The organism is Halomonas sp. S3-1-1, from assembly GCF_023757625.1.
Classification (GTDB): domain Bacteria; phylum Pseudomonadota; class Gammaproteobacteria; order Pseudomonadales; family Halomonadaceae; genus Vreelandella.
Window position 1 is genome coordinate 107,645 of sequence record NZ_JALGBZ010000004.1, and the last position, 26,071, is coordinate 133,715.

A 26,071-nucleotide genomic window follows, 5' to 3' on the forward strand; every position below is an offset into this window, starting at 1 on the left:
TCAAAACGCTGCTTGAAGTGAAAGATAGCTGCCGCGTTGTGACGCAAGACCCGCGATGTCGCCCAGATCGAGCCAGGCAGCGGTCAGTGAAACGTGCTTGCTGAAAAAGTAGGCGCTGTAGAGGCTCTGCCAATCCTCCTCGCGGCCCACGCTCAGGTTGTCGGGCTTTTGACGGTACTCGGTGCCCACGATCCAGTGCGGCGTCAAAAACACCCCAACGCTTGCCTCGGCGACCCACTCGCGGCCCCCCTGGTCGCCGCCAAAGCCCAGAAGACCGCCTTGGTTGGCCTCGGTATTGCGAAGCGTAGCGTTGAGCATGACGTTGCGTCCGGCCGCGGCGGCGAACAGCAGCTTGCTGGCGCTGAGATAGGCGTCAGTGCCTTCGGTATGATCAGCGCCAAGTGCGGTTGGAGTCGCGCCATCGACGAGGCGTTTGTGCAACACGCCCGCGCTCCAGATGCCCAGCGGGTGATACAGCACGTCACCGAACAAGCGCACCTTGGCACCGAATATGTCCTGTTCGAGCTCCCCGCCCAGGGTTTGCAACTCGACGCGCTGGCGGGCGTAGGAGAGTTCTACCTGATCATAAACGTTCAGGCTGGCGCCGCCGACCGTCAGGCGGTAGTCGTCCAACCACGCGCGCGAGGCGAAGGCGGTGGCGCCTAATTCCTCATCGCTGGCCGTACTGGAAAGCACCGCCCAGGGGGAAAGACCGCCGCCGGCGGCGCCTTCGATGGCGCTGACACCGCCAGTACTCATGATACGACTACCAGCCTGGGCGCCACTGGACGCGACCACCAAACCTACACAGGCGATGCCTGCCAGCCGGCAAAGCGTTCGCGCGATAAATGGCGTTGCGGTGAAGCGGAACATCCTGACCCTCCTGGGTGTACTCGAGGTTTAAACCGGCAGGGCCGGGGTTGGCAGCGATAGCGTCTCGAAGGCGTCGAGCCACGCCGGCAATGCGTCGCAAGGCATCGGTTTGGCGATCCAGTAGCCCTGCAGGTAGTCGCAGCCCACCTCGCTTAAAAGCTCGGCGCTGGCGCGGTTTTCGACCCCTTCAGCGACGACCTTGAGCCCAAGGCTATGGCCCATTTCGATGGTCGAGCGCACGATGGTGAAATCGTCTGCCTGGGTGTCCAGAGCCAGCACAAAAGACTTGTCGATCTTGAGCTCGTTGACCGGCAGCCGCTTGATCTGAGCCAGCGACGAATAGCCGGTGCCGTAGTCGTCGATGGCGATGCTCAATCCCATGCCTCCGAGTTCGAGCAACGTTCTTGTGGCGACCTCTACATCCTGCATCATCGCGCTTTCGGTCACCTCGACACTGAGCTGTCGAGCATCGAGCCGGTGCTGTTTCAAAAGCGACGCGATACGCTGGCAAAGCCCCGGGTCCATCACGTCGCTGGTCGACAGATTGACCGCCACCGACAAGTAGTAGTCGTGCTCCTTCCAGCGAGCGAGCTGCGCGCATATGTGAGAGAGCATCCAACTGGTCAGCATGCCGATTTGGCCCGAGCGCTCGGCAAGCTCGATGAACTCGTCCGGTGGAATGAAGCCAAGCGTTGGGTGCTGCCAGCGCATCAGCGCTTCACACTGATTGACCCGCCCGGTACGCGTATTGACCTTGGGTTGATACGCCATCCAAAGCTCGCTCTGGTCGACGGCGCGCTTTAGATCGCGAATCAACGTTAGCTGGCGCTGGTGCTGCTCGTCCTGGCCCTGCTGATAGCACTGGTAAACACTGCGCTTGCGTTTGGCCATATCGAGTGCGATATCAGCCCGACGCAGCAAATGTTGAGGGTTGTCGCCATGGGTAGGGTAGTGCACCTCACCCACGCTGAGCGACGGCGATACCGGCGACTGGTCCAGATGAATGGGTTGCGCCAGCGCCGCGAATAGCCAGTCGTGCCACACCGGCCGGGTTTCGTTCTCCAAGCGCATCAGCAGTAGCTCGTCGCCGTCCAAGCGATAGGCGGTGCTTTCGCCTTCGTCGAGCTGCTTCAAGCGCTTGGCCAGCGTCATCAACACGGTATCGCCGAGCGCGTAGCCGAAGGTGTCCTTGATGTCGCGAAAGTTGTTGATCGAAAGGCGCATCAGGATGAACGGCGCGCCGGTGCTGATCAGCCGGCCCATGTCCTCCTCGGCGCTCATGCGGTTGGGAAGTTCCGTCAGCAGGTCGTGCCGCGACTGGTAATGCAGCACCTCTTCGCGCTTGGCGATTTCGTCTTGCATGGTCAACAGGGTCGAGGCGAGCTGGCCAGTTTCGCTGCGCTGGGAACCGCCGGCAAGTTTTTCGACGCGCTCGCCCCGGCCGATCTGCTTTGCCGCAGAGGCCAGCGCCATCAGCGGTCTGCTGATGCTACGCGCACTCCACATGGCCACCGCCGCGGTGAAGATCAAAATCAGTACCACGATGCCCAAAAGCTGCCAGTGCAGCGACCGATAGGCGCCCAGCAACTCGTTGCGGGAAAGCTGCAGCAGCACGTGGGTTTGGGCACGGTCGCCGGCGTAGAGCGTGCTCGAGTAGGAAAGGTACTCATCATCCGGCGTCATTTGGCCGGTCAGCGAGTAATCACCGTTTTGAAGCTGTTCGCTGTTATCGCTAATCAGCGCCATGGCCAGCGCCTCCGGGTGGGAGCTTGAAAGCGAGCTGATACGCCCCTCCTGGTAGGTCACGATGCTCACATCGAGGCCGGTCAACGCCTTGATCTCGCTGGTGACGGCCTCGTTGATCATAAAACCCATGCCGACCCAGCCAATCAGGTGCGGGGCGCGCACCGGTAAAAGTGCGAACTCAAAAGGTTCGCCTTCGGTCACCACGACGCCGACCGCCGAGCCGTTAAGATTGGCGCGCTCGAAAAGCTGGGGAAAAGGCATGGCGCTGTCGCGGGCATGGTGGCTACCTGCCAGCACGCGGCCGTCCAGGTCGGTCAGCAGCACGATATCGGCATTGGCGCGCGTGCCGTGGTTGGCCAGCACCGAATAGAGCGTTTCGTTGTCCTGAGTCGATACCGCGCTTTTGAAACCGAAATCGTCAGCGAGAATGGCAATGTTGTTGCCAAGCTGCTCGCCGCGGGCGCTCAAAAGCTGATGGAACACGTTGGCGCCGACTTCCAGGCGCTGATTGCCCTTGACGATGATGTCGTTTTGCGTCGCGCGCAGAAACGCCGCGCCGGTCGCCAGTTGCGACAGAATCACGACGGTAAGCAAAACCAGCATCAAGCGCGTTCTAAAGCGCATGGCGACCTCGGGCAAGCGGCGCAAGCAAACGCCAGCGCTTTAGGCATGACAAAGCGGCCAACAGGATCACGTTAATGCTCGTTGGCCTGGTGAAAACGTTGTTGTAGAGGTGAAAGAGGCGGCGTCTCAGGGGCGATCGCGTTGAGTTCGAGGCGAACGTTCAGCGGCTGGTCCCCCTGGATTTCACCTTCCCACCAGATTCGCTGACGGTCATCGAGTCTTGGGTGCCAAACGCGCACCGCGTGCGCGCCTTCGGGCAGCGCCGGCGTTTGTACCACGCCGGCGGCGCCGGTTTTATCGGCGAAGGGGGCGTCAGTGACCACGATGAACGCCTGCATCTGATCGTGAATATTGCACCCCAGCACCACGACCCCGGGCTGATCGAACAGGACCGGCTCAGGGGTCTCCTGTAAATACAGGTTGAGCTCAAACGTTTTCGCCGGAGAAAAGGAGTAAACGTGGTGGCGGGTCGTGTCCTGGTTGGGAAACGAGACGTAGCTTCCTACCGGTACGGTGAGTACGTGGGGGTGAAACGCCGCCCCACGCTGATAGACCTCGCCTTCGCGCGCTGGCGCTGCGGCGCCGGCGTAGTGGACTTCGACCACCGCATCTTCGAGCGGGGCGCCCGTGCTGTCGGTCACGGTTATAGTGGCCGCCGACACGCCAAACGCGCAGGTGAAAAGGGCAGACGCCGTCAAGCGCGCACAGCCATATCGAACACGTTGAATGGTCAATGCCACGAAGCCCCCGGCGTTACTTGAAAAAAGGTAGTGAGATCTATCATGTGGATTGAGCCGCTTTGAGTAATTCTTTACGGCTAACGGTAAGCGAACTTTAAGAAAAAAACAGTAAATAAATTGATCAGGTTTGTACTGATACCGCGTTTTGCCGTTCCTTGTGAACGTCACCCATCAAGAAAGAGCGTGAAAGAAAATCCGTACGGCGAGTGGGTGCACAGTGAAATAGCCAGCGATAGAGCCAGCGAGAAAACATCAGACACTTTTGAGTAGCGTGCGCTTGATAGGGGTATAGAAGAGAGACGCCGTTTGGGACTAACGCCAGGCACTTTGCCAAACGCGAAGCACGCGCTCGGGGTACCAGGTGTTACCCAGGCTGCCGTTGTAGCGGGCAAGCGCTCGGGTAAAATCGCCGTTCTCAACGGCCAGATAGTGGGCGAGGATCGTGCAGCCATAGCGAAGATTGCGATGGGGGTCGGTCAAATCGTCGATCGGAAGGCCAAGCTCGGCGACCCAAAAGGGCATGATCTGCATCAGACCGGTGGCGCCGGCGGGAGAGACCGCGCTTGGCTTGAAGGCGCTTTCCACTTCGATCAGCGCCAGTATCAAACTCGGCGGTAGCCCGGCGAGCCGGGCTTCCTGGTAGAGCCTTGTGAGCAGCGCGTCGCGCTGGCCAGCATCACTCACAAAGCGCGCCAGTGGAGCGTGCATGCGCGCAGCCCACTGGCGCATCGCGGTGCCCTGGAAGGCTGCGGCCTCGAGGGTCGAGCGAAGCGGCGGTTCGGCGGCGCTACCCGGTGATGCTATCACCAGGCACAGGGCCGCCAGTGCAACGCCTGTTGTAAGCCGCGCCGCCACGCTCGCCCTGAGCCTGCGTTAGGCGTTCAGGCCAGACTTTTCGCCCAAAAACGCGACGATTTGATCCTCGGCGACCATGGTGGCATCAATATCGCGGCGGCCCTTGTACTCGAGTTCGCCGTTATCCAGGCTGCGATCGCCGATCACGATACGGTGCGGCACGCCCATCAGCTCCAGGTCGGCGAATTTCACGCCCGGGCGCGTATCGCGGTCGTCGAGCAAAACGTCGAAGCCGGCGTTGGTCAGCGTTTGGTAGAGCGCTTCAGAGGCTTCGCGCACGCGCTGAGACTTGTGTGCGTTCATCGGCACCAGCGCGACGTTGAACGGCGCAATGGCGTCGGCCCAGATGATGCCGGCGTCGTCGTGGTTCTGCTCGATCGCTGCGGCCACCACGCGGGTGATGCCGATGCCGTAGCAGCCCATCCACGGGTGCAGGGTCTTGCCACTGTCGCCGAGCACCTTGGCGTCCATCGCCTCGGAGTACTTGGTGCCGAGCTGGAACACGTGGCCCACCTCGATACCGCGTTTGATCGAGAGCGTGCCGCGACCGTCCGGCGACGGGTCGCCTTCGACTACGTTACGCAGGTCCGCCGCTTGGGGTAGCGGCAGATCGCGATCCCAGTTGATGCCAAAGTAGTGTTTGCCTTCGATATTGGCGCCAGCGCCGAAGTCCGACATCAGCGCGACGCTATGATCGATGATGATCGGCATGTCGAGATTCACCGGACCGAGTGAGCCAAAGCCTGCGCCGGCGGCGGCGCGAATTTCCTCTTCGCTGCCCATGGTGAGCGGCGCGGCTACCTGGGGCAGGTTTTCCGCTTTCACCTCGTTGAGTTCGTGATCGCCGCGCACCAGCAGCGCAATTAGCCCCCCGTCGGCGGCGCGCACGATCAGCGTCTTGACGGTTTTCTCGATGGGAAGATTGTGCTGTTCGACCAAGGCGGCGATGGTTTTGGCGTTGGGCGTGTCGACCAGATGCATTTCCTGGCTCGGTGCGGAGCGCTTGACGTCGCTACCCAGCGGCGCCGCCAGGGCTTCGGCTTTTTCCATATTGGCGGCGTAGTCGGATTCGTTGGAGAAGACGATGTCGTCCTCGCCAGAGGCGGCCAGCACATGGAATTCGTGCGAGCCGGTGCCGCCGATCGAGCCGTTGTCGGCGATCACCGGGCGAAAATCGAGCCCCAGTCGGGTGAAGATCCGCGTGTAGGCGTCATACATCGCCTGGTAGGTATCAGCAAGCGAGGCTTCATCAGCATGGAAGGAGTAGGCGTCCTTCATGATGAATTCCCGCGAGCGCATCACGCCAAAGCGCGGGCGGATCTCGTCGCGAAACTTGGTTTGAATCTGATAGAAGTTGATCGGCAGCTGCTTATAGCTCGACACCTCGCGGCGCACCAGATCGGTGATCACTTCTTCGTGGGTCGGGCCAACGCAGTAGTCGCGCTCATGACGGTCCTTGACGCGCAGAAGCTCCGGGCCGTACTGCTCCCAGCGGCCGGACTCCTGCCACAAATCCGCCGGCTGCACTGCGGGCATCAGCACTTCCTGGCCGCCGGCGCGGTTCATCTCTTCGCGCACGATCCGCTCGACCTTGCGCAGCGTACGAAGGCCAAGGGGTAGCCAGGTGTAGAGGCCCGAGGTCAAACGGCGGATCATGCCGGCGCGCAGCATCAGTTGATGACTCACGACCTCCGCATCGGCCGGGGTCTCTTTCAAGGTGGCAATCAGTAGTTGGCTGGCGCGCATGAGCGTGAAACTTCCTTTTGGGTCGGTAATACGTAAAACGTGACGATCGCAATAGCGTGACGCGGCGCCGTGAGGCGCTTTCAAGCGTTGAATGATTGCATTGTACGGGCACGCGGTAAAGCCGGCAAAATTAACCTTGCCGCCCCGGCGCAGGATGCAATCGTGCTAGACTCCGCCGCTTCAAGTGGTATAACCGATCTGACGCGCGCTCAATGAAAGGCGCTTTTCTCGTCCAGGGTCACCGTCAATTTTTTTAAGGAAGAGAATCGATGAAACAGCTCGTACGTCGTGGTGCAAGCATTGCTTTGGTGGGAAGTCTCGTCGTGAGCATGAGCGGCTGCGGTACGCTGTTTCATCCCGAGCGCAAGGGCCAGCTCAGCGGCAATGTCGACCCGGTGGTCGCTATCGCCAACGGCGTCGGGCTTTTGTTTTTCATTCTGCCTGGCGTGATCGCTTACGCGGTGGATTTCTCCAACGGCACGATTTATCTTCCGAGTAATACCAGCGCCTCCATCGATACCTTCAAGCTCGATGACTCCACGGATCTGGCCTCGCTCGAGCGGATTCTTTCTGACAAGGCCGGCCAGCCCGTCAACCTGAATGACGAGCTGATGATCATGGAAGAGGTCGAAAGTCTCGACGAGGCGCTCGCCATGGTGCGCATGTCTGGCGTCCACGACAGCGAGCGCCTGGGCGTTCTTTAATCTCGCGTCTGCCCACGGGGTTTGGTCAACTGCAGGGTGATGAGTCCAAGGACCAGTCCCCAGAAAGCGCTGCCGATCCCCAGCAGGCTGATGCTCGATGCGGTCAGCAAAAACGTCACGATGGCCGCGTCGCGCTCTTCGGTTTTGGCAAAGGCGCCAGCCAGCCCTCCACTCAGCGTACCCAGCAGCGCGATGCCGGCAAGCGCCACGATCAGCGCTTGGGGCAGGGCGTTGAATAGCCCGGTGACCGTTGCGCCGAATAGTCCCATCACCAGGTAGAACGCGCCGGCCGCCGCGCCCGCCGCGTAGCGTCGTCGCATGTCGGCGTGGGCATCCGGGCCAATGCAGACCGCCGCACTAATCGCCGCCATATTCAAGGCAAAACCGCCAAACGGCGCCAGCGCCATCGTTGCTGCCCCCGTCCAGCCCATGAGCGCCGAGCCGTTGGGCTGGTAGCCCGCCGCTCTCAGCACCGCCACCCCGGGAAGATTCTGGGTCGCCATTGTGATGATGAAAAGCGGAATGCCGATGCCGATCAGCGTCGTTGGCGCAAACGCGGGGGCGGTGAAGGCAGGAGCGGCCGGCGTTAGCGGAATATTGCCCGCATCGACCTGGCCCAGCATCACCGCGGCCACCAGCCCCACCAGCAGCACGCCCGGTACCGCCAGCGCCGGCCAGAACCGGCGGCCTATCACCCAGGCCGCGAGCATGATCAGCGGCAACAGCCACTGGTGCTGCATGACGCTGAAAAGCTCAAGCCCGAATCGCAGTAAAATGCCTGCCAGCAGCGCCTGAGCAATCGCGTTGGGAATGTGGCGCATCAGCCGCTCGAACAGACCCGTGACCCCGCACAACGTGATCAAAAGCGCGGAAAAAAGAAACGCCCCGATCGCCTCGTTCATCGGCACGCCCGGCAGGCTCGTGACCAGAAACGCCGCGCCCGGCGTCGACCACGCCGTTAATAGCGGCATGCGGTAGTAAAGCGAAAGCCCGAGCGTGGTCAGGCCCATGCCGATGCCCAGCGCCCAGAGCCAGGAGCTGATCTGCGCCGCGGTTGCGCCCGCCGCCTCGGCGGCCTGAAAGACGATCGCCGCCGAGCTCGTGTAGCTAATGACGACCGCGACCAGCCCCGCCGTGATGGTCGAAAAGGTCGTATCGCGCCAAAGCGAGAAGCGGTAAGGCTGGCTGTTTTCTGAGGTGGACATGAGGGCCCCGATCACGGTTGAACGTTATAACGCACGAAAACGACGTTACCATTGTGCGCTATAACGCACAATAACCGGTAAGTGGGCGTTGATTGGGTAACGACTAGGCGGACAAGAGGAAAGAGCGACAGGAAACCAGCGCCGCCAAATAAGGCGGCGCCGTTTAATTAGCCCGCCGTGTGGGACGGGTCGGGAATGCTTGGAAAACGGGTGGGGTGGCGCTTCATGTAGGCGTGGCAGGCTCGTAGCACGCGAACGTCGTCGTACTTGCCGCCGGCGAGCTGAAAGCCCACGGGCAGGCCTTCGTTAGTGAAGCCACACGGTACCGACGCCGCCGGCTGCTGGCTCAGGTTGAACGGGTAGCTAAACGAGGCCCACTCTTCCCAGTCACGCATGTCGCTTCCCGGCGGCACCTCGTGATTGATCTCGAAAGGCGAGAGCGTCACCGACGGCGTCATCAAAAGGTGATACTCGCGGTTGAAGTGCTCCAGGCGTTGGGTGATGTAGGCGCGTTCATTGAGCGCGCGGAAAAAATCCAGCGCCGTCCAGCCTTCGGCTTCCTTGGCATTGGCGACCAGCCCCGGGTCCAACAGCTCGCGGTGCTTGTCATCGAGCTGCTCCCACTGGTGAAGCGAGGCGGTGAACCAGAGCTTTCTGAAGGTATCGATGGCCGGTGTCAATCCCGGGTCGACCTCGACCACTTCGGCGCCGAGCTCGGCAAGCGCGTTGGCAGCCTCACGCACCTTCTCGGCGATCTGCGGGTCGACCGATGCATAGCCGAGATCAGGCGAGTAGCCAATGCGCAAGCCTTCCAGGCTCTTGTCGAGATCCTCGCCCCAGCAGTCCGGCTGGCCGCGGGTGGCGTAGGGGTCGTGGTAGTCGTAGCGGCCGATGACGTTGAGCATCGCCACCGAGTCCTCTACCGAGCGGGTCAGCGTCCCAAGGTGCGACAGGCTCGGCTCCTTGGCCGGCGGCCACTGCGGTACCCAGCCGTAGGTCGGCTTGAAGCCGAACGTGCCGGTGAAGGCGGCGGGGATACGGATCGAGCCGCCGGAGTCGCCGCCCTGGTGCAGCACGCCCATGTTAAGTGCCGCCGCCGCCGCGGCGCCGCCGGAGGAGCCGCCGGCGGTAAGCCGGGTATCCCAGGGGTTACTGGTGGCGCCGAACACGCGGTTGTCGGTCACCGCCTTCCAACCAAACTCCGGCGTGTTGGTTTTGCCCAGAATGATTGCACCGGCCTCGCGCAGCATGCGCGCCGGTGGGCAGTCGGTGTCGCATAGCGCTTTCGACGTGGTCAGCGAGCCTTCCCGACACGGCATGCCTGCGACCTGGGCGAGATCCTTCATCGATACCGGCACGCCGTCGATCGGGCTCAGCGGTTTGCCCTGGCCCCAGCGGCGTGCGGAGGTCTTGGCCGCGCTTTCGGCGCCTTCGCGGTCAACGTGCACAAACGCGTTCACCTGGTCGTTGAAACGCTCGATACGCTCGAGGGCGGCGCGGGTGGCTTCCAGCGGCGACGCCTGCTTGTTTTGATAGAGCGTGCGCAGGGAGTTGGCATCCATCAGGCCTAGATCGGTTTCGCTCACGGTAGCTCCTTGTCGATTGTCGTCCTTGGGTGGCGCAGCTTGGGTCGCTCATCAAGCGTAAAGTCGCTGTAAGCCTAGGCAACGAACGCATTAGCTGCAAAACTTGCGCTTTTGATTCTCACCCACGCCCTGCGTACCCGGGGCGTTTTAGGAGCCCTTGATGGCAAGCCCCCCGACGCCGGTCGCCGTTCACGTCGCCGATAACGTCAAACGCCTTCGCCGCGAGCGGGCGTGGAGTCTGGACCGCGCCGCGGTCGAAACCGGCGTGAGCAAGGCGATGCTTGGACAAATCGAGCGGGGAGAGTCGAGCCCGACGGTCTCAACGCTTTGGAAGATCGCCAGCGGCTTTAGGGTGTCGTTTTCGAGTCTTTTCGACAGCGGCGCGCCCGAACCGGATGCGCCCAAGCGCGACGGGCGAGAACCGGTATGGGGCGAGGACAGCGCGGGCATGCAGGCACGGCTGCTATTCCCTTTCGATCCGCTTTTGGGCTTCGAGATGTTCATGATCGAACTCGCCCCAAAAGCGATGAGCGAGTCCGCCCCGCACGCCGCCGGTGTGGTCGAGCATATCGTGGTGGTGGAGGGCGAGCTGACGTTTTGCCTCGACGGGCAGTGGCAAACGCTAAAAGAGGGCGAGGGGCTGCGCTTTTTTGCCGACCGGCCCCACACCATGCGCAACGAAAGCGACCGGCGGCTGCGCTTTCACGACGTGATTCACTACCTGCCTGGTGCGGCGTCCGGCAACTGAGCGCGCAGCCAGCGGATCTCTTCCGGCCAGTTTTCCGGCTCGACGGTTTCGAGAATCAGGGGAATGCCGTCGGTGCGCGGGTCCTGAATGATGGTGGTGAACGCCTCCAGACCGATATTGCCCTTGCCAAGGCTATGGTGGCGATCCACACGGCTGGCAAATTCGCTTTTGGCATCGTTTAAGTGCATGCCGCGTAGATACTCGAAACCCACCACGCTTCCCAGCTCGTCGAGGGTCTGCTCGGTCGCCCGGGCGCCGCGCAGATCGTAACCGGCGGCGAAGGCGTGACAGGTGTCGATGCACACGCCAACCCGGCTTTTATCCTCGACGTGCTCGATGATGGTGGCAAGATCCTCGAAGCGCCAGCCAAGATTCGTGCCTTGCCCGGCGGTGTTTTCGATCACCGCGGTGACGCCCTGGGTTTGATCGAGCGCCAGGTTGACGGATTCCGCGATGCGCAGCAGACAGTCGCGCTCGCTGATCTTTTTCAAAAAGCTTCCCGGGTGAAAATTCAAAAGCGAGAGCCCGAGCTGTTCACAGCGCTGCATCTCGTCGAGAAACGCTGCGCGGGACTTCTCGAGCCCTTCGGCGTCCGGGTGGCCCAGGTTGATCAGGTAGCTATCGTGGGGAAGGATCTGGTTCGAGGCGAAGCCGTGATCCTGGCACGCCTTCTTGAAGGCGCTGATGGCTTCGTCGGTCAGCGGCTTGCCTTTCCACTGGCGCTGGTTTTTGGTGAACAGCGCAAAGGCGTTGGCGCCGATCTCGACGGCGCGGTGAACGGCCTGGTCCGGCCCGCCTGCAGCGCTAACGTGCGCGCCAATATACTTCATGACAACTTCCCGGGGTCTGCGAGTGGGACGCTATTATGCCGCTTAACGCTGATCCAAAAAACGCTTGAACGTTTCCGGCTGGTCGGTGATCGCACTCGAGACCCCCCAAGCCCAGCGGGGCTCGAAGGCGCTCGGGTCGTTGGGGGTGTAGCAAAGTACCTTGAAGCCCGCCTCGACCATCGCCTCGGCACGGGCGCGCTTGAGCCGCGTCCAGTCCGGGTGGACGCTGAACGCCTGGACCTCTTCACAAAGGGTTTGCCAACGGGCAGGCGTGGCGCCGAACAGTACGCCAAGGGCCAGGCGGTCGGGGCCGGCCAGCGCCCGGCAGCGCCTGAGCGCCTGGGCATCGAAAGAGGAGACGATGCGGCGCTCGGCGGGGATTCGCTCCATCAGCGGCGGCAGCGCGGCGTCGACCAGCGCATTGGCGTCGCGCCCCTTGTTGACCTTGATCTCGAGATTCACGCCCATGCCGAGCTCGTCGAGAAGCGCGAGCATCTCGTCGAGCGTGGCCATTTTTTCACCGGCAAAGCGGTCGCAAAACCAGCCGCCCACGTCGAGCGCCTTGGCGCTTTGCAGGCTAAGCTTTGAAAGCTCGCCCCGCCCGTCGGAGCAGCGGCGTACGCTCTGGTCGTGCCAGATGACCGGCGTGGCGTCGCCCAACAGCTGTACGTCGAGCTCGACCCAGGTCGCGCCGGCGTTAAAGGCGGCGCGCACCGCCGCGAGCGTATTTTCCGGGGCGGCAGCGGAGTAGCCGCGGTGGGCGACGAGCGCCGGTAACAAAATGCCGGGGTGCGACATGGGACATTCACCGAGTGCTGGTTGAAAATGCTCAGTCTAGCATGGGCGTATGACAACCCAATGGCACCGCTTGATTTATAACGGTTAACGCGGTTGGATGAAGGTCTTTGCCGTTCACTCACAAAGGAGAAAGTGGTCATGGCCAAGCGGATCGAGTTTGCAACAACCGGTGGCTCGGACGTGCTCGAGCTCAAGGATGTCGACGTCAAGGCGCCGGGCAAGGGTGAGGTGCGCATCGCCAACAAGGCGGTGGGGCTCAACTTCATCGATATCTATTTTCGTACCGGGCTCTATCCCGCGCCCGGTATGCCTTCAGGGCTGGGGACCGAAGGCGCTGGCGTGGTGGACGCCGTGGGTGAAGGCGTAAGCCATTTGAAAGAGGGGGACCGGGTCGCCTACGCACAGGGCCCTCTGGGTGCCTACGCCGAGCTTCACACGCTGCCCGCCGACAAGGTCGTAAAGCTGCCCGACGGTATCGATTTCGAAACCGCCGCGGCGAGCATGCTCAAGGGCCTGACGGTTCAGTACCTTCTGCGCCAGACGTATGAGCTCAAGGGCGGCGAGACCATTTTATTTCACGCCGCCGCTGGGGGCGTGGGCTCCATCGCGTGCCAGTGGGCGAAGGCGCTAGGCGTGAAGCTGATCGGTACCGTGAGCTCGAAAGAGAAAGCTGCGCTTGCCGAGAAAAATGGTGCCTGGGCGACGATCAACTACTCCGAGGAGGACGTGGTCGAGCGGGTGCGCGAGCTGACCGATGGGAAAATGTGCGACGTGGTCTATGACTCCGTTGGCAAGGATACCTGGGAGACCTCGCTTGATTGTCTGAAGCCGCGCTCGCTGATGGTCAGCTTCGGCAACGCCTCGGGCCCGGTGGAAGGGGTCAATATCGGCATTCTCAACCAGAAGGGGGCGCTCTACGTCACGCGCCCGAGCCTCAACGGCTACGCCGACACCCGCGAGCACTTGGAGCAAATGTGCAGCGAGTTCTTCGGGATGATCGAAAGCGGCAAGATCGAGATCGACGTGGCCAACCGCTATCCGCTCGCTGAGGCCGGCAAGGCTCAGGACGCGCTACAGTCGCGCCAAACCACCGGCTCTACGATTCTGCTTCCCTGAATTAAAGCCCGGCCGGGCCTCACACACGCTACCCCGCAGGCGGGGTAGCGCGGAGATTAGGCATCCAAGCCGTCGTAGGCCATGTCGAAAAAGCGCTTTTCGATGCGGCTGGCCTCGACAAAGGGTGCTCGCAGGCTCTCGAAGCTTTGGGTTTCGCCCACCCGGTTGAGCTCGCTTTTAAGAAAGTCGACCCACTGCACGAATGCCGGCTCGTTATGGATCACGATCCAGTCGCGATGCTCAGCGCGCTCGGGCAGATCTTGACTTCGCTGCGCCCACTCCAGATAGAGCCACTCTGCCACTACCAGCACCACGAGAATCAGCGCGTAGTCCTGGGAGGCGCAGGCGCGGTCCATCAGATCGACGAAGGCCTGGGTCGGCTCGGCAATGGGCGGGTTGCGCCAGTGGGCTTCGTCGACGCCCAGCGCCTGGAAAGAGTCGATGAAGTAGCGGTACTCGCCGCCGGCCAGCACGCTGAGCTGGCGCGCGTGGGTTAGCCGCGCCTCGGGATCATCGGCGGCGCACACCGCCGCCGCGATCAGCCGCACGAAGCTATCGCAAAAGCAGAAGTCCTGCACCAGGTAGCGGGCGAACACCTCGTCATCGATGTGACCGCTCAAGAGTTCGTCGACGAAACGGTGATTGACCGAGGCGTCCCAGTACGGGTTGGCCGCCTGACGCAGCCGCTGGCATAGATCCATGAAGTTATCTCACTGTTACAGGTATTACCGTTATAGATATTAATGAGAAGCCAGCTTACCAGTTTAGCCAGTCGGGCACGCGTCACCGGTGGCGCGATTTTTTAAAAAAACGCGCAGAATCAGTTAACTTATGTTGCGTTTTGGTCTATCTAGTGGGATACACGACACCGCCGGCGCTTGGACTCGGCGTTAAATAAGGAGACACCGCTACATGGCGATCGAGGCTATCGGATTGGCCCCCAGCACGCTAATGTTCATCATCCTCGCATTGACACTGGCCGCATTCATTTGGGGTCGTTTCCGCTACGATGTCGTCGCCCTGGCCGCGCTGTTGGGCTCGGTACTCCTGGGGCTGGTGCCCGCCGACGACGCCTTTGCCGGTTTCGGCCACCCGGCGGTGATCACCGTGGCGGCGGTGCTGGTCATCAGCCGCGGTTTCGAGCGCTCCGGCGTGGTGGATATCATCGCCGCTCAGGTGATGAAAGCCGGCGAGCGCCTGCTGTTGCAGCTTTTGGCACTGGTAGGCACGGTCGTGGTGCTTTCCGGCGTGATGAACAACGTCGGTGCATTGGCGCTGCTGCTGCCAGTGGCCATGCGGCTGGCGCGGGAGCACAACACCTCGCCCTCGCTTCTGCTGATGCCGCTGGCGTTTGGCTCGCTGCTCGGCGGGCTCACCACGCTGATCGGTACGCCGCCCAACATCATCATCTCCACCTACCGCGGCAACATCACCGGTGAAAACTTCAGCATGTTCAGCTTTTCACCGGTAGGCGTGGCGGTGGCGCTGGCGGGGCTTGCGTTCATCGTGCTGCTGGGCTGGCGTTTGACGCCCAAACGCAACAGCGCCGCCGGCGCGGCGGACATGTTCGATACCGCCAACTACCTGGTCGAGCTTAAGGTCTCGGAAGAGTCCAAGGCCAACGGCCTGACGCTGCAACAGCTTCGCGACGAGCTCGACGAAACCATTCCCGTACTAGCTGTGGTGCGCGATGACAACCGCCGGGCAGGGTACTCGTTTCACGGCGTGCTCAAGCAGGGCGATATTCTGCTGCTCGAGGCGGGCCCGGAGGAGCTTCAACTTCTCGAGGACAAGGCGGGCTTGAGCGCGGTCGCCGAGCTCAAGGAGGACGACCGCGAAGAGGACGAACAAGCCGCTAAAGCTGCCGATGAGGCAAGTGAGCCATCAAAAGATGAGGCCATCGATACCGAAGGCCTGCAACTGGTTGAGGCCGTGGTGCGAAGCGGCTCGATGATGATCAATCGCAGCGTGCGCCAGCTTCGCTTGAACCATCAGTTTGGCCTACACCTGGTGGCCGTGGCCCGGGACGGCGGGCGCTTGAAACAGCGCCTTCGCGACATTCGCTTTCAAACCGGCGACGTGCTGCTGCTTCAGGGCAGCGAAAAGGAGATCAACGACAGCCTCTCGTCGCTTGGGTGTTTGCCGCTAGCGAGCCGCGAGCTGCACCTGGGGCAGCCGCGCAAGCTGGCGCTATCGCTGGGCATTTTCGCTTTGGCAATCGTGTCGATGCTGTTTGATTTGCTGCCCGCGGCGGTGGCCATGAGTACGGCGGCGCTGGTATCGCTTCTGATCGGCGTACTGCCGCTAAGAGAGGGCTACAACGCTATCGACGGGCCGGTGATCGTGCTGCTGGCGGCGATGCTGCCGGTGGGCGAGGCGCTTGAAACCAGCGGCGGCGCTGATATCATCGCCAATTCGCTGTTGTATTTTGGCGCCGACTGGCCGGTCGTGGTGTCGCTTTGCGGGCTGTTTTTGCTCTGCATGCTGCTCTCCAATATCGTCAACAACGCCGCCGCCGCGCTTTTGATGGCCCCCATCGCGGTGAGCCTGGCCAACGGGTTCGATGTCGCGCTGGAGCCGTTTTTGATGGCGGTCGCGGTCAGCGCATCCAGTGCGTTTTTGACGCCTATCGGGCACCAGTCAAACACGCTCGTGCTTGGCCCCGGCGGCTACCGCTTTAGCGACTACTGGAAGCTTGGGCTTCCGCTGTCGCTGGTGGTGATGGTGACGGCGATTCCCGTGATTTTGCTGGTGTGGCCGCTGTCGGGCTAGAGTGCTCGCGCACAACGGATCGTTAAACAATAGGCGGGCACGTTGATTGCCCGCTGAATCAAAAGGCTCGGCCCATGAATCAGCAACACCGCCAGGACGCTATCGTCGAACTGGTCCGCCTGCACGGCTACGTGAGTATCGAGCAGCTCACCGAGCACTTTGCGGTGACGCCGCAAACCGTGCGCCGTGATCTCAATACGCTCTCGGATGAAGGGCGCATTCGCCGCGTTCACGGTGGCGCCGGGGTCGAGTCGAGCACGGTCAACACTGCTTACAGCACGCGCAAGACGCTCAACCTGGGGGAGAAGGAGCGTATCGCCAGGGCGCTTGCCGAGCAGATTCCGGATCACTCGTCGCTGTTCATCAATATCGGTACCAGCAACGAAGTGATCGCCCAAGCGCTTTTGGAGCACAAGGGCCTCGAGATCATCACCAACAACCTCAACGTCGCAGCCATTTTGCAGCGCAAGGAAGATTTCTCGGTGATCGTCGCCGGTGGCCAGGTGCGCTCTCGCGACGGCGGCATCATCGGCGAGGCGACCATCGACTTCATCAACCAGTTCAAGGTGGATGTGGGCGTCATCGGTATCAGCGGTATCGACGAGGACGGCTCGCTTTTGGAGTTCGACTATCAGGAAGTGCGGGTCGCTCAGGCAATCATCGCCAACTCGCGCCGGGTGTATCTGGCCGCGGACCACTCCAAGTTTCACCGTAACCCGGTCGTGCGCCAGGGCAATATCGCCCAGCTCGATGCGCTATTCACCGACCGCCGCCCACCGGAGCCGATCATTAAGCTTTTGAGCGAACACGGCGTGGCGCTGCACATCGCCTGAAACAGCCTACATTTGAACCAACCCACACTTCGCTTTGATGGCGTGTGCTGATAAGAAAAGGTCAGGGTCGTTACGCCCAGCCGTCTGTTTAAATAAATAGCGCTTTTTTATTCAGGGCCGCGACGAAGATCGCGGCTTTTTCGTTCGACGCTATGCCAGCTCGCGCCGCTTAACGCGAGACGCCGAGATCCCGCGCCAATTCCGACACCGTCCTGAGCGCGTCTGCCTCCGCCACGCATCTCAACATTTGCCAGCGCGCGCTCGTCAGCCCGAGCGGCGCCGTCAATTGGTCACCTCTCAGGATCAGACGGCTGTTAGCGCGGAAGATCGAGAGGACGAGCTGGGTGATCGCATCGGACGACATTGGCAGCAAAGCCTACAAGCTGGCGGACCGGATATCCACCTTTCATATTGACGCCACGTTGTCAAATTCCGATACTGATTGACAGCATGCTGTCGAAACGGGCTGAGTTTTGGTTCTCGCCGCGTGCCTGCAAGCGACGAAGCGCTTGCCTTTCAAACAACGCGGTATCCGGAAAGAGAGACCATGATATCAACTAACGCCCTACAAACGCTCCGAGGAGCCCATGTTGGTCTGCGCGTCGCTGAGCGCGACGCTGCGGTGACGTGGTATCGGGAGAAGCTGGACATGCACGAAATTAGGGCGTTCGACCTAAACGGCATGAATTTCACCGAGATGGCGCTGGCCGGCGACCCCTCCTTCAGGATCGAACTCGTCTCGGGTCCAGGCGCAAGCGGCGGACCCGACGAAGACAATCTCTATTCGAGCTTCGGGACGCATGGTTGGCATCATCTCGGTCTCTGGGTCGACGACGTCGATGCGGCCGTTGAGACGCTGCGGGCTCGCGGAGTAACAATCACTCTAGAGCCAACCGACAACGATCACTGGAAAGTTCGGGTCGCCTTTCTGGTGGATCCGTGGAACAACGTGATCGAGCTTCTTCAGTCCAACGTCTGAACGGCACGTCCGGCGCCGACCTGTTCCACAGGCGTAATCGCACGGAACGGCTGGATGGCAGCAATCCGTCTCGTCTAGCCAGACCGTTTACGTCAGCTTCTGCCCGTCTCGCTAACCAAACCGGACGGGCAGATTTCCACCCAAGCGCGCCATTCACTTTCTCGTCGCGCCGGTCAGTAGATTGATTGGTGATGGTTCACTCGATGCCGTGCTCTTCCACCAACGCCGCCGCTGGTGCCTCGCTGGTGGCGCACCCAGTGCGATGGCACCACCCTACAAGCCTCCGCCCCGTGTGCGGGCTTCTTGATGCCTCGCCTTCGTTTCGAGGTCTCGCGAAAGCCTCGTAAACCTCGCATTACGGCGTTATACCGTTATCTTACGCCCTCAGATTGAGCGAGAGTCTGTTCGCCATACGGGGTTGTCGGTTGTAGTGCAATATTAACGAATCGTCTCCGATGTGGCACGCCTTACGTCATGCTGTGCCTCCCCCCTCATTGTTCGACTGGAAACGGGCTCCCGAACTGGGCCGCCGTCTTTGATGATCCTCGGATCAATATGAGGGTGCCTCTTCGCGCGGCCGCCGCTGCGTGGATGGATATTCATTTTGCTGGCGGTCCTAGGGACCCGGGCGTTGCACGGACGCTTCCGCCGGGCATTCCGAAGGCGGCTCACGACCGGCTCATGCGTTGGTACCCATGTTTGTTTAACCAAGTGGACAAGCCGGCTACGGCCCGGGCTGTGGTCCATTTCTGCGAGTTCATCCCTTGGCGCGCCGATCACTTCAGCCAACGTGTATCCGGCGTTCCTCATTCAACACCCGCGCACGCCTTGCTTCAATCCAGGCCCGTTGGACCGCGCGGCCTCGGGCGGCGCTGTTATGGAGGTGCTTTGCAGCGAGGTGTGAGCCTCAGCTGGTCTACCCGCGATGCCACTCGGGCCCAACAGGTGGCCGGTCTGGCAAATGGCTGGTCACATGCTGATGAACGAAGGTCGGATGCAGAAACTTAAGGCACTCGGCGACATCCTTGTTCAAGGGTCGAAACGTTCGATAATACGCTCGTTTGTAAACGGCCGACACGATAAACGCGAAGTATGACCTTCTGTCGTTTTACTACAACCAGCGACCCTGCCAATGGCGGATTGTTGACTCAACCCGGCTCGACCATAGTCAGACCATGGCTTTGAAACACCAACCCTTTCAAAGCCCGGCGCGCCCACTTAACCGGTCAATGCGTGTCAGTACGGCACCGCGAGGTCTACCGCCTGCGGCGTCTGCGCCCACCCTCCGGCGCTTATAAGCTCATTAGCCGACAGTGACAAAACAAACAGAGGTGGTTTATGAACTGCATCGAACTCACTCAGCAGGCCGACCGTATCGCCAGCACGTTCAGCAAGCAGGAACTGGCCAAACTGGTACTGGCGCTCAAGTGTCAAGGCGAGTCGCTTCAGCAGGCGGTCGAGGTGATCGACACTATCGACACCCGGGCGGGCTACTCGATGGAACAGGCCTGGGAGGAGGTGCTGGCCCAGGATTCTCAGCTGATCGTCGAAGACGAAGAGTAGTGTCTTTCAACTTGCTTACAAAGCCCCCTCGCGGGGGCTTTTTTCTTTTTTACAGGTAAAACGCCGTTATTCGACTGGAGCGGCTTTTGAGCGCAGGGTATCGGGGCGGGTCGTATCCGGGTTCTCGGCGAAATAGGTCTCGAGCCGGGTCTGGGCCTGGTCGCCGAACAGTACTTCGCAGGCTTTTTTGAGCCCTTCGGAGTTCATCAGCTCGTCGCGGTGAACTACCAGCGATACCTTGGCGCGCCGGCGCAAGAAATCCTCGAGTTCGGTGATCATCTCGTGGTCGCGGGCGTACTCGAGCTCGCAGCGGATGTACTCGGTCTTGTCGATCAGAATTTCCGCCTGGCTCGGGTCAGCCTTGATTTTCTCCAGTAGGCCAAAGGCATCGTTGCCGTAGCGCCGCCAGAGCCGCGACGACAGCTTCTCGTTGGACGTGGCCGGCGTCAGCGCGTCGAGTTTCGCATCGCGAGCTTGCTGCATGAACGAGGCCTTGACCTTGTCATCCGGCTCGCCGTACCAGCGGGTGGCGGGGGCGCCAAGCGTCACGCCGAGCTTTTGCACTTCGTCGCTGATCTCCTCGCCTACGTTCAGGCAATCGGTCAGCTTGCCACCAAAAATGCTGATATGGGCGGTGGCCTCGTGAGTATCGATCACATGCTTGCGCGAGAGCTGCAAGAAGTCTCGGCTCTGGCCCTTGTCCGCCTTGACCGCCAGCGGACGCACGCCGCAGCGGGTGGAGATGATGTCGTTCTCGGTCAGCGGCGTCTCAAGGCTCAAGCGCGCGTTGATATTTTCGAGCACGAACGCGATGTCTTCCTGGGTGACCTCCGGGTACGGGTTCTCCATATGAGTGTCGGTAGTGCCAATGCAAGTGCGGTTTCCCATGGGAATGACGAAAAACAGCCGCCCATCGTTGGCGAAAAACGCCAGCACTCGCTTTTGCTCGGTGAGCTGCGGCACGATCAGGTGAATGCCCTTGGAGTAAAGGTGCTGGTGCGAGGTGGACTGCTTCGTCAGCGCGTTGTGCTCGTCGACCCAGGGGCCAGCGGCATTGATCAGCACTTTGGACCGAATGCTGAAGGTATCGCCGGTCATTACGTCGCGCGCACGCGTGACCCAACCGCCGTTTTCGCGCTCGGCGCCCAGGGATTCGACGTAGTTGGCCGCCACCGCGCCAAACGTCATCGCCTGTCGAACGAAATTGAAAACGAAACGGGCGTCGTTATCGTAAAGATACGCATCGGAGTATTCGAAGCCGCCCACCGCGTTGTCGGTCTGGATGATCGACTCTTCCTGCTTGATGTTTTTCGGCGACAACAGGCGAGGGCGCTTGGTAAAGCCGTTGCCCATCAGCCAGTAGAGCCAGGTGCCCGCCCACAGATAGCGCGGCGAGTGGCGAAAGCCCTTGGCGATGGTCGTGAGAAAGCGAATCTCCTTGACCGTGGACGGATAGCTCTTGATCAGGTGATTGCGGCTTTTACAGAGCTTTCGCACCAGCGCGAAGTCGTTGCTCTCCATGTACTTGATGCCGCCCCACACCAGATTCGAGGAGTGCATGCTGGTGCTGCCGGCGAAGTCGCCGCGGTCGATCACGGCCACTTTCGCGCCTTTACCCGCCAGCGCCGAGGCGGCGGCGGCGCCGTTGATGCCGCCGCCGATGATCAGCGCGTCATACTCTTCACTGGGCAGCTTTTCGAGATTCTGAGTTCGAAGCGTCATGGCGAATTCCGTTGGGTTAAAGGCGCAAGCGTCACTGGCCGCGCTATATTTTCAATAACGAAACTATAGATGATCGTTTTCGAACATTCAACGCATATACGCTAGGCAAAACAAAGGCGATAGGCACAAAAAAGCCGGCCCCAAGGCCGGCTTGAATGAGTAACCGAGCGCGCTACTTCACGCTCTCCTCGGCATTGACCGGCGGCGCCTTGGGCGCCGCTGGGTTGTGGTCAATCAGGGTGGACTTGTTGGTGGCGAACTCGTTGTAGGCGAAGTCGTCCACGGTGAGCATCTCAAGCACCTCTTTTTCGAACTCACGCATGAACTCTGCGTCTTCCTCGCTGACGATACCCGCTTCGAGGCCGGCTTCGACCCGGGCTTCCGGATGCAGTGCGGTTTGGGCGATCTCGCCTTTGGCGTAGGCCTTGTTGACCGTACGATAGATCTTTTCAGCGCGTTCGTATTCCACCAGCAGCGCGTTGTAGCGCGCCAGGGGGTTGCGCTGCTCGCCGTCGTCCTGGTCCCAAGTATTGCGCAGCAGCTTGGTGCGCAGCGCGCTGTGAGTGGACACGCGATGGGCGATATCGCGGGCGAAATCGTCGTGCGGTTTGTTCCAGCGACGACCCATTGGCATTACAACGGCGTTTAGCACCTTGCCCAGCGCCCGGTTGGGCAGGTTGTCGAAAATTTCGACGAAGGCTTGCTCGGCGCGGTGGAGCACAAAGCGGCAGCTGTAGTGCAACAGCGCTTCTTCACCTTCGACCTTGTCGCCGGCCTGCCACTGCTTGAGCACCATGGAGGCGAGATACAGATTGGAGAGCACGTCGCCTAGGCGCGCCGAGATCATTTCGCGCTTTTTGAGCGCCGAACCCAGGCTCGCCATGGCGGCGTCGGCGCACAGGCCAAAGCCTGCGGACAGGCGCGCGATGTCCTGGGCGTAGGCGGCGGCGGGCGCATCGAAGGGCACCGACGGCTTGCCGATGCCGATGCCCAGCGTCAGCGCGCGGGCGGCGTTGCCGAAAATCAGCCCGGCGTGCTTGAAGAACGCGGTGTCGAAAGCCTTGACGTCGTTGGCGTCCTTGGCGGCGAGTTCATCGAGTACGTAGGGATGGCAGCGAATCGCGCCCTGACCGAAGATCATCAGGTTACGCGTCATTATGTTGGCGCCTTCCACAGTGATCGCCACCGGGTTGGCGCTGTAACCGATCCCCAGATAGTTGCGCGGGCCGAGCGTAACCGCCTTGCCGCCGTGCACGTCCATGGCGTGGCTTAGAATTTCACGCTGAAACTCGGTGAGCTGGCTTTTCAGAATCGCCGAGGGCACCGCGGGCTTCTCGCCGTGATCGATCAGGTTGGCCGTCTGGTAGACCGTTGCCTGAGCGATATAGCCAAGGGCGGCCATTTTGGCCAGCGGCTCCTGCACACCTTCCATTTCCGCGACCGGCACGTTGAACTGCCGGCGAACACGAGTGAAGCCGCCGCTCCAGCCCAGCGCGTAGCGCGCGGTGCCAGTAGCGCCGGAGGGCAGGGTGATGCAGCGCCCGATCGAGAGACACTCGACCAGCATGCGCCAGCCCTGGCCGATCATGTTCTGGCCGCCGATGATGGTATCCAGCGGGACGAACACGTCGACCCCCTTGATCGGGCCGTTCATGAAGGGGCTACCGATCGGGTGGTGGCGCCGGCCGATCTCCATGCCGTCGGTGTCGCGGGGAATCAGCGCCAGCGTAATGCCGCGATCCTCTTCATCACCGAGAAGTTTTTCCGGGTCGAACAGGCGAAATGCCAAGCCCACGACAGTGGCGATGGGTGCGAGGGTAATCCAGCGTTTTTCGAACGTTAGCTTGACGCCGAGCACTTCCTTGCCGTCGACGGTTTGCTTACACACCACGCCGGTATCTGGAAGCGAGGTGGCGTCCGACCCCGCACGCGGGCCGGTCAGGCCGAAGCAGGGGATTTCACGGCCGTCGGCTAGGCGCGGCAGGTAGTGGTTTTTCTGCTCTTCGGTGCCGTACTTCATCAAAAGCTCGCCCGGGCCGAGCGAGTTGGGTACGCCCACGGTGACCATCAGGGTTTCGTTGGCAGAGAGCTTTTGCAGGGCCATGGACTGCGCCTTGGCGGAGAAGCCAAGCCCGCCGTACTCCTTGGGAATGATCATGCCGAAGAAGCGTTCTTTCTTTAGGAAGTCCCAGAGCTGCTGGGGCAGGTCGGCGCGCTCGATGGAAATATCCCAGGCGTTACACATGCCGGCAGCGGTGGCGCACTGGTTGTCCAGAAACGCCTGCTCGTCTTCGCGAAGGCCTTCATCCTTGTAGCTTAGAAGGGCGTTCCAGTCCGGCTTGCCGGAAAAGAGCTGGCCATCCCAGGACACGCTACCGGCTTCGAGCGCGGTGCGCTCGGTGGCGGATACTTTCGGCGCCACCTTCTTGAAAATGGCAAAAATGCGGGGCGTGAGCCACAGCCTTCTCAGCGCCGGCAGGCCCGCCACGGCCACGCCAAGCGCGCCAAGCAGGAGAATGAAGCCAATGACCGGGGCGTCGAACACTAGCCCGATCAGGCCGAGCACGGCCAATACGCCGATAGCCGGCCCCGCGCCGGCTTCCCGGCGCATCACGACGAGCAGGCCCACAATGGCCAGCACGATCAGCAGTAGCGTGAGCATAGAATCTCTCCATATCGTTTATAAGGATTATTCAAACGTGGTTCCGGGTACGTATTTAAACGGATGTTTGAATAGTGGCAGACTCGCGCTATCCCGCGCAAGTACTTCGCCTTGGCGTCGCGTATCGCTCTTAGTGTAGTTGTTGATACGCCGTATGAACCCTTTGAGCCCGGCGCGATATGCAAAATGTATTTCAAGCAATAATACGAAAAAACGCCGCGGGGCAGCCGCGGCGCAGAAGGAATCTTCAGGCAGTCGAAGGCGTTATCTGTTGGGCGCTTGTCGTGCCGGCGCGCTACCGGCCACGTAGTAGTCGACCCGCTCGCTCGGTAGTGGCGTTCGCCCACGAATTCGATCGGCGATTTTCTCCGCCAGCATCAGCGTTGGCGCGTTCAGGTTGCCGGTAGGGATCAGAGGAAAGAGCGAGGCGTCGACGACTCTAAGCGCCTCGAGCCCGTGAACGCGACCCTGGCCGTCGGTCACGGCATCAGGCCCTTCGCCCATTTTGCAGCTGCCGCAAGGGTGGTAGGCGGTTTCCGCGTGCTCGCGCACGAAGGCATCCAGCGCCTCATCGCTTTGCACTTCGGGGCCGGGTGCGACTTCGCGGCCGCGGTAGGCATCGAAGGCCGGCTGGTCGATAATCTGGCGGGTCAGTCGAATGGCGTCGCGAAACTCCTCCCAGTCCTTCTCCTTCGACATGTAGTTGAACAAAATGCTGGGCGCCGCGCTCGGGTCTTTCGATGTCACGCGTACGCGCCCTCGGCTTTCCGAGCGCATCGAGCCCACGTGCGCCTGAAAGCCGTGGGCCTGCACCGCGCTTTTACCGTTATAGCTGATGGCGATGGGCAGGAAGTGGTACTGAAGATTCGGCCAGGGCTCGTCGTCTTTCGAGCGAATGAAGCCGCAAGCTTCGAACTGGTTGCTCGCGCCGACGCCGGTGCCCTTGAACAGCCATTCGGCGCCGATTTTAGGCCGGTTGTACCACTTGAGCGCCGGATAGAGTGAAATCGGCTTTTTGCACTCGTACTGGATGTACATCTCCAGATGATCCTGAAGGTTTTCGCCAACGGCCGGGAGCGCGTGAACGACCTCGATGCCGAGCTCTCTCAAATGGCTTGGGTTACCCACGCCGGAGCGCTGCAGAATTTGCGGTGAGGCGATCGCCCCGGCGCACAAAAGCACTTCGCGTTTGGCGCGCACCCGGCGCGTCTGCCCCTTGCGCTGGTAGCGAACCCCTACCGCGCGCTTGCCCTCGAACTCGATCACATCAGAAAGCGCGTGGGTTTCGATGCTCAGATTGCCGCGCTTTTTTGCAGAATCCAGGTAGCCTCGGGCGCTGGAGGCGCGCCGCCCCTTGGGCGTGACGAAACGGTCCATCGGGCCGAAGCCCTCCTGGCGGTAGCCGTTGACATCAGCGGTCTCGGCGTAGCCCGCTTGCTTGGCGGCCTCGATAAAGATGCGATAGAGCGGGTTGTTGTCACTTTTGGGCGTGGTGATACTGACCGGGCCGTCGCCGCCGTGGTAGGCGTTTTCGCCAATGTCGCGGGTTTCGCACTTTTTGAAGTAGGGCAGACAGCTTGCGGAGTCCCACTCTTCCAGGCCCGGCTGTTTCGCCCAGTGATCGAAATCCAGAGCGTTGCCGCGGATATAGCACATGCCGTTGATCAACGATGAGCCGCCCAAGCCTTTCCCGCGGCCACACTCCATGCGTCGATGGTTCATGTAGGGTTCCGGCTCGGTCTCGAAGGCCCAGTTGTAGCGTTTGCCCTGTAGCGGAAAGGCAAGCGCCGCCGGCATCTGGGTGCGAAAGTCGAACCGGTAATCCGGGCCGCCGGCTTCCAGCAGCAGCACGCGCGTACCCGCGTCTTCGCTCAGCCGCGCGGCCAGCACGTTACCCGCCGAGCCGGCGCCGATAATGATGTAGTCAAACTCGCCTTGCCAGGCCATGAACACCTCCCAAAATCGAACC

At 61.3% G+C, this 26,071-nt stretch carries 21 protein-coding genes; 7 read left to right on the forward strand and 14 right to left on the reverse strand.

Annotated features, from left to right (window positions below; genetic code table 11):
* The 5 genes from MQW23_RS12960 to MQW23_RS12980 all read right to left on the reverse strand — a co-directional run bounded on the left by MQW23_RS12960 (nt 1) and on the right by MQW23_RS12980 (nt 6,584).
* Nucleotides 1-873: a DUF3034 family protein gene (locus tag MQW23_RS12960; protein WP_252108625.1), complete on the reverse strand. Its 873-nt coding sequence runs from the start codon at nt 871-873 to the stop codon at nt 1-3.
* A 27-nt stretch (nt 874-900) separates the two neighbouring features.
* On the reverse strand, nt 901-3,243 hold the full coding sequence (locus MQW23_RS12965) for a putative bifunctional diguanylate cyclase/phosphodiesterase (protein WP_252108626.1): 2,343 nt from the start codon (nt 3,241-3,243) through the stop codon (nt 901-903).
* A gap of 71 nt (nt 3,244-3,314) precedes the next feature.
* Nucleotides 3,315-3,941, reverse strand: a complete 627-nt coding sequence (locus MQW23_RS12970; protein ID WP_252108627.1) for a methylamine utilization protein — start codon at nt 3,939-3,941, stop codon at nt 3,315-3,317.
* 354 nt (nt 3,942-4,295) lie between these two features.
* Nucleotides 4,296-4,793 (reverse strand): transglycosylase SLT domain-containing protein, encoded by a 498-nt coding sequence (locus MQW23_RS12975; RefSeq protein WP_442908611.1) that lies wholly within the window; start codon nt 4,791-4,793, stop codon nt 4,296-4,298.
* Between the two features lie 63 nt (nt 4,794-4,856).
* The gene (locus MQW23_RS12980) at nt 4,857-6,584 is read right to left on the reverse strand and encodes a proline--tRNA ligase (protein WP_252108628.1); all 1,728 of its coding nucleotides are present in this window, start codon (nt 6,582-6,584) and stop codon (nt 4,857-4,859) included.
* Between the two features lie 269 nt (nt 6,585-6,853).
* On the opposite strand from MQW23_RS12980, the gene MQW23_RS12985 reads away from it, so the two are divergent.
* Nucleotides 6,854-7,288 (forward strand): hypothetical protein, encoded by a 435-nt coding sequence (locus MQW23_RS12985; RefSeq protein ID WP_252108629.1) that lies wholly within the window; start codon nt 6,854-6,856, stop codon nt 7,286-7,288.
* Here the strand turns inward: MQW23_RS12985 and MQW23_RS12990 are convergent.
* Nucleotides 7,285-8,493 (reverse strand): benzoate/H(+) symporter BenE family transporter, encoded by a 1,209-nt coding sequence (locus tag MQW23_RS12990; protein ID WP_252108630.1) that lies wholly within the window; start codon nt 8,491-8,493, stop codon nt 7,285-7,287. The genes MQW23_RS12985 and MQW23_RS12990 overlap by 4 nt on opposite strands.
* A gap of 167 nt (nt 8,494-8,660) precedes the next feature.
* Nucleotides 8,661-10,079, reverse strand: a complete 1,419-nt coding sequence (locus tag MQW23_RS12995; protein ID WP_252108631.1) for an amidase — start codon at nt 10,077-10,079, stop codon at nt 8,661-8,663.
* A gap of 160 nt (nt 10,080-10,239) precedes the next feature.
* Here MQW23_RS12995 and MQW23_RS13000 point away from each other — a divergent pair, with 160 nt between their 5' ends.
* A complete protein-coding gene (locus MQW23_RS13000) occupies nt 10,240-10,827 on the forward strand; it encodes a helix-turn-helix domain-containing protein (protein WP_252108632.1) in 588 nt (195 codons plus the stop codon).
* On the opposite strand, the gene nfo is transcribed toward MQW23_RS13000, so the two are convergent.
* A complete protein-coding gene (gene nfo / locus MQW23_RS13005) occupies nt 10,797-11,657 on the reverse strand; it encodes a deoxyribonuclease IV (protein ID WP_252108633.1) in 861 nt (286 codons plus the stop codon). The genes MQW23_RS13000 and nfo overlap by 31 nt on opposite strands.
* A gap of 42 nt (nt 11,658-11,699) precedes the next feature.
* Nucleotides 11,700-12,455: a glycerophosphodiester phosphodiesterase family protein gene (locus MQW23_RS13010; protein ID WP_252108634.1), complete on the reverse strand. Its 756-nt coding sequence runs from the start codon at nt 12,453-12,455 to the stop codon at nt 11,700-11,702.
* Between the two features lie 138 nt (nt 12,456-12,593).
* Between MQW23_RS13010 and MQW23_RS13015 the strand changes: the two genes are divergently transcribed.
* Entirely contained in the window at nt 12,594-13,571 is a 978-nt protein-coding gene (locus tag MQW23_RS13015) for an NADPH:quinone reductase (protein ID WP_252108635.1), read from the forward strand.
* A 56-nt stretch (nt 13,572-13,627) separates the two neighbouring features.
* Here the strand turns inward: MQW23_RS13015 and MQW23_RS13020 are convergent, their stop codons facing one another.
* Nucleotides 13,628-14,272, reverse strand: a complete 645-nt coding sequence (locus tag MQW23_RS13020) for a TenA family protein (protein ID WP_252108636.1) — start codon at nt 14,270-14,272, stop codon at nt 13,628-13,630.
* Between the two features lie 211 nt (nt 14,273-14,483).
* On the opposite strand from MQW23_RS13020, the gene MQW23_RS13025 reads away from it, so the two are divergent.
* Together MQW23_RS13025 and MQW23_RS13030 are read left to right on the forward strand one after the other, a co-directional pair.
* Nucleotides 14,484-16,343 carry an SLC13 family permease gene (locus tag MQW23_RS13025; protein ID WP_252108637.1) on the forward strand — a complete coding sequence of 620 codons (1,860 nt, stop codon included), beginning with the start codon at nt 14,484-14,486 and terminating at the stop codon, nt 16,341-16,343.
* A 74-nt stretch (nt 16,344-16,417) separates the two neighbouring features.
* Entirely contained in the window at nt 16,418-17,176 is a 759-nt protein-coding gene (locus MQW23_RS13030) for a DeoR/GlpR family transcriptional regulator (RefSeq protein WP_252108638.1), read from the forward strand.
* A gap of 169 nt (nt 17,177-17,345) precedes the next feature.
* On the opposite strand, the gene MQW23_RS13035 is transcribed toward MQW23_RS13030, so the two are convergent.
* Nucleotides 17,346-17,540: a winged helix DNA-binding protein gene (locus tag MQW23_RS13035; protein ID WP_252108639.1), complete on the reverse strand. Its 195-nt coding sequence runs from the start codon at nt 17,538-17,540 to the stop codon at nt 17,346-17,348.
* A 183-nt stretch (nt 17,541-17,723) separates the two neighbouring features.
* Between MQW23_RS13035 and MQW23_RS13040 the strand changes: the two genes are divergently transcribed.
* Nucleotides 17,724-18,155 (forward strand): VOC family protein, encoded by a 432-nt coding sequence (locus tag MQW23_RS13040; RefSeq protein WP_252108640.1) that lies wholly within the window; start codon nt 17,724-17,726, stop codon nt 18,153-18,155.
* A gap of 1,338 nt (nt 18,156-19,493) precedes the next feature.
* Entirely contained in the window at nt 19,494-19,718 is a 225-nt protein-coding gene (locus MQW23_RS13045) for a hypothetical protein (protein ID WP_252108641.1), read from the forward strand.
* 66 nt (nt 19,719-19,784) lie between these two features.
* Here the strand turns inward: MQW23_RS13045 and MQW23_RS13050 are convergent, their stop codons facing one another.
* From MQW23_RS13050 to betA, 3 genes are all read right to left on the reverse strand, one after another.
* Nucleotides 19,785-21,440 carry a glycerol-3-phosphate dehydrogenase/oxidase gene (locus tag MQW23_RS13050; RefSeq protein WP_252108642.1) on the reverse strand — a complete coding sequence of 552 codons (1,656 nt, stop codon included), beginning with the start codon at nt 21,438-21,440 and terminating at the stop codon, nt 19,785-19,787.
* 172 nt (nt 21,441-21,612) lie between these two features.
* Nucleotides 21,613-24,102: an acyl-CoA dehydrogenase gene (locus tag MQW23_RS13055; RefSeq protein WP_252108643.1), complete on the reverse strand. Its 2,490-nt coding sequence runs from the start codon at nt 24,100-24,102 to the stop codon at nt 21,613-21,615.
* A gap of 264 nt (nt 24,103-24,366) precedes the next feature.
* On the reverse strand, nt 24,367-26,049 hold the full coding sequence (gene betA / locus MQW23_RS13060) for a choline dehydrogenase (protein WP_252108644.1): 1,683 nt from the start codon (nt 26,047-26,049) through the stop codon (nt 24,367-24,369).
* Nucleotides 26,050-26,071 lie beyond the last annotated feature (22 nt).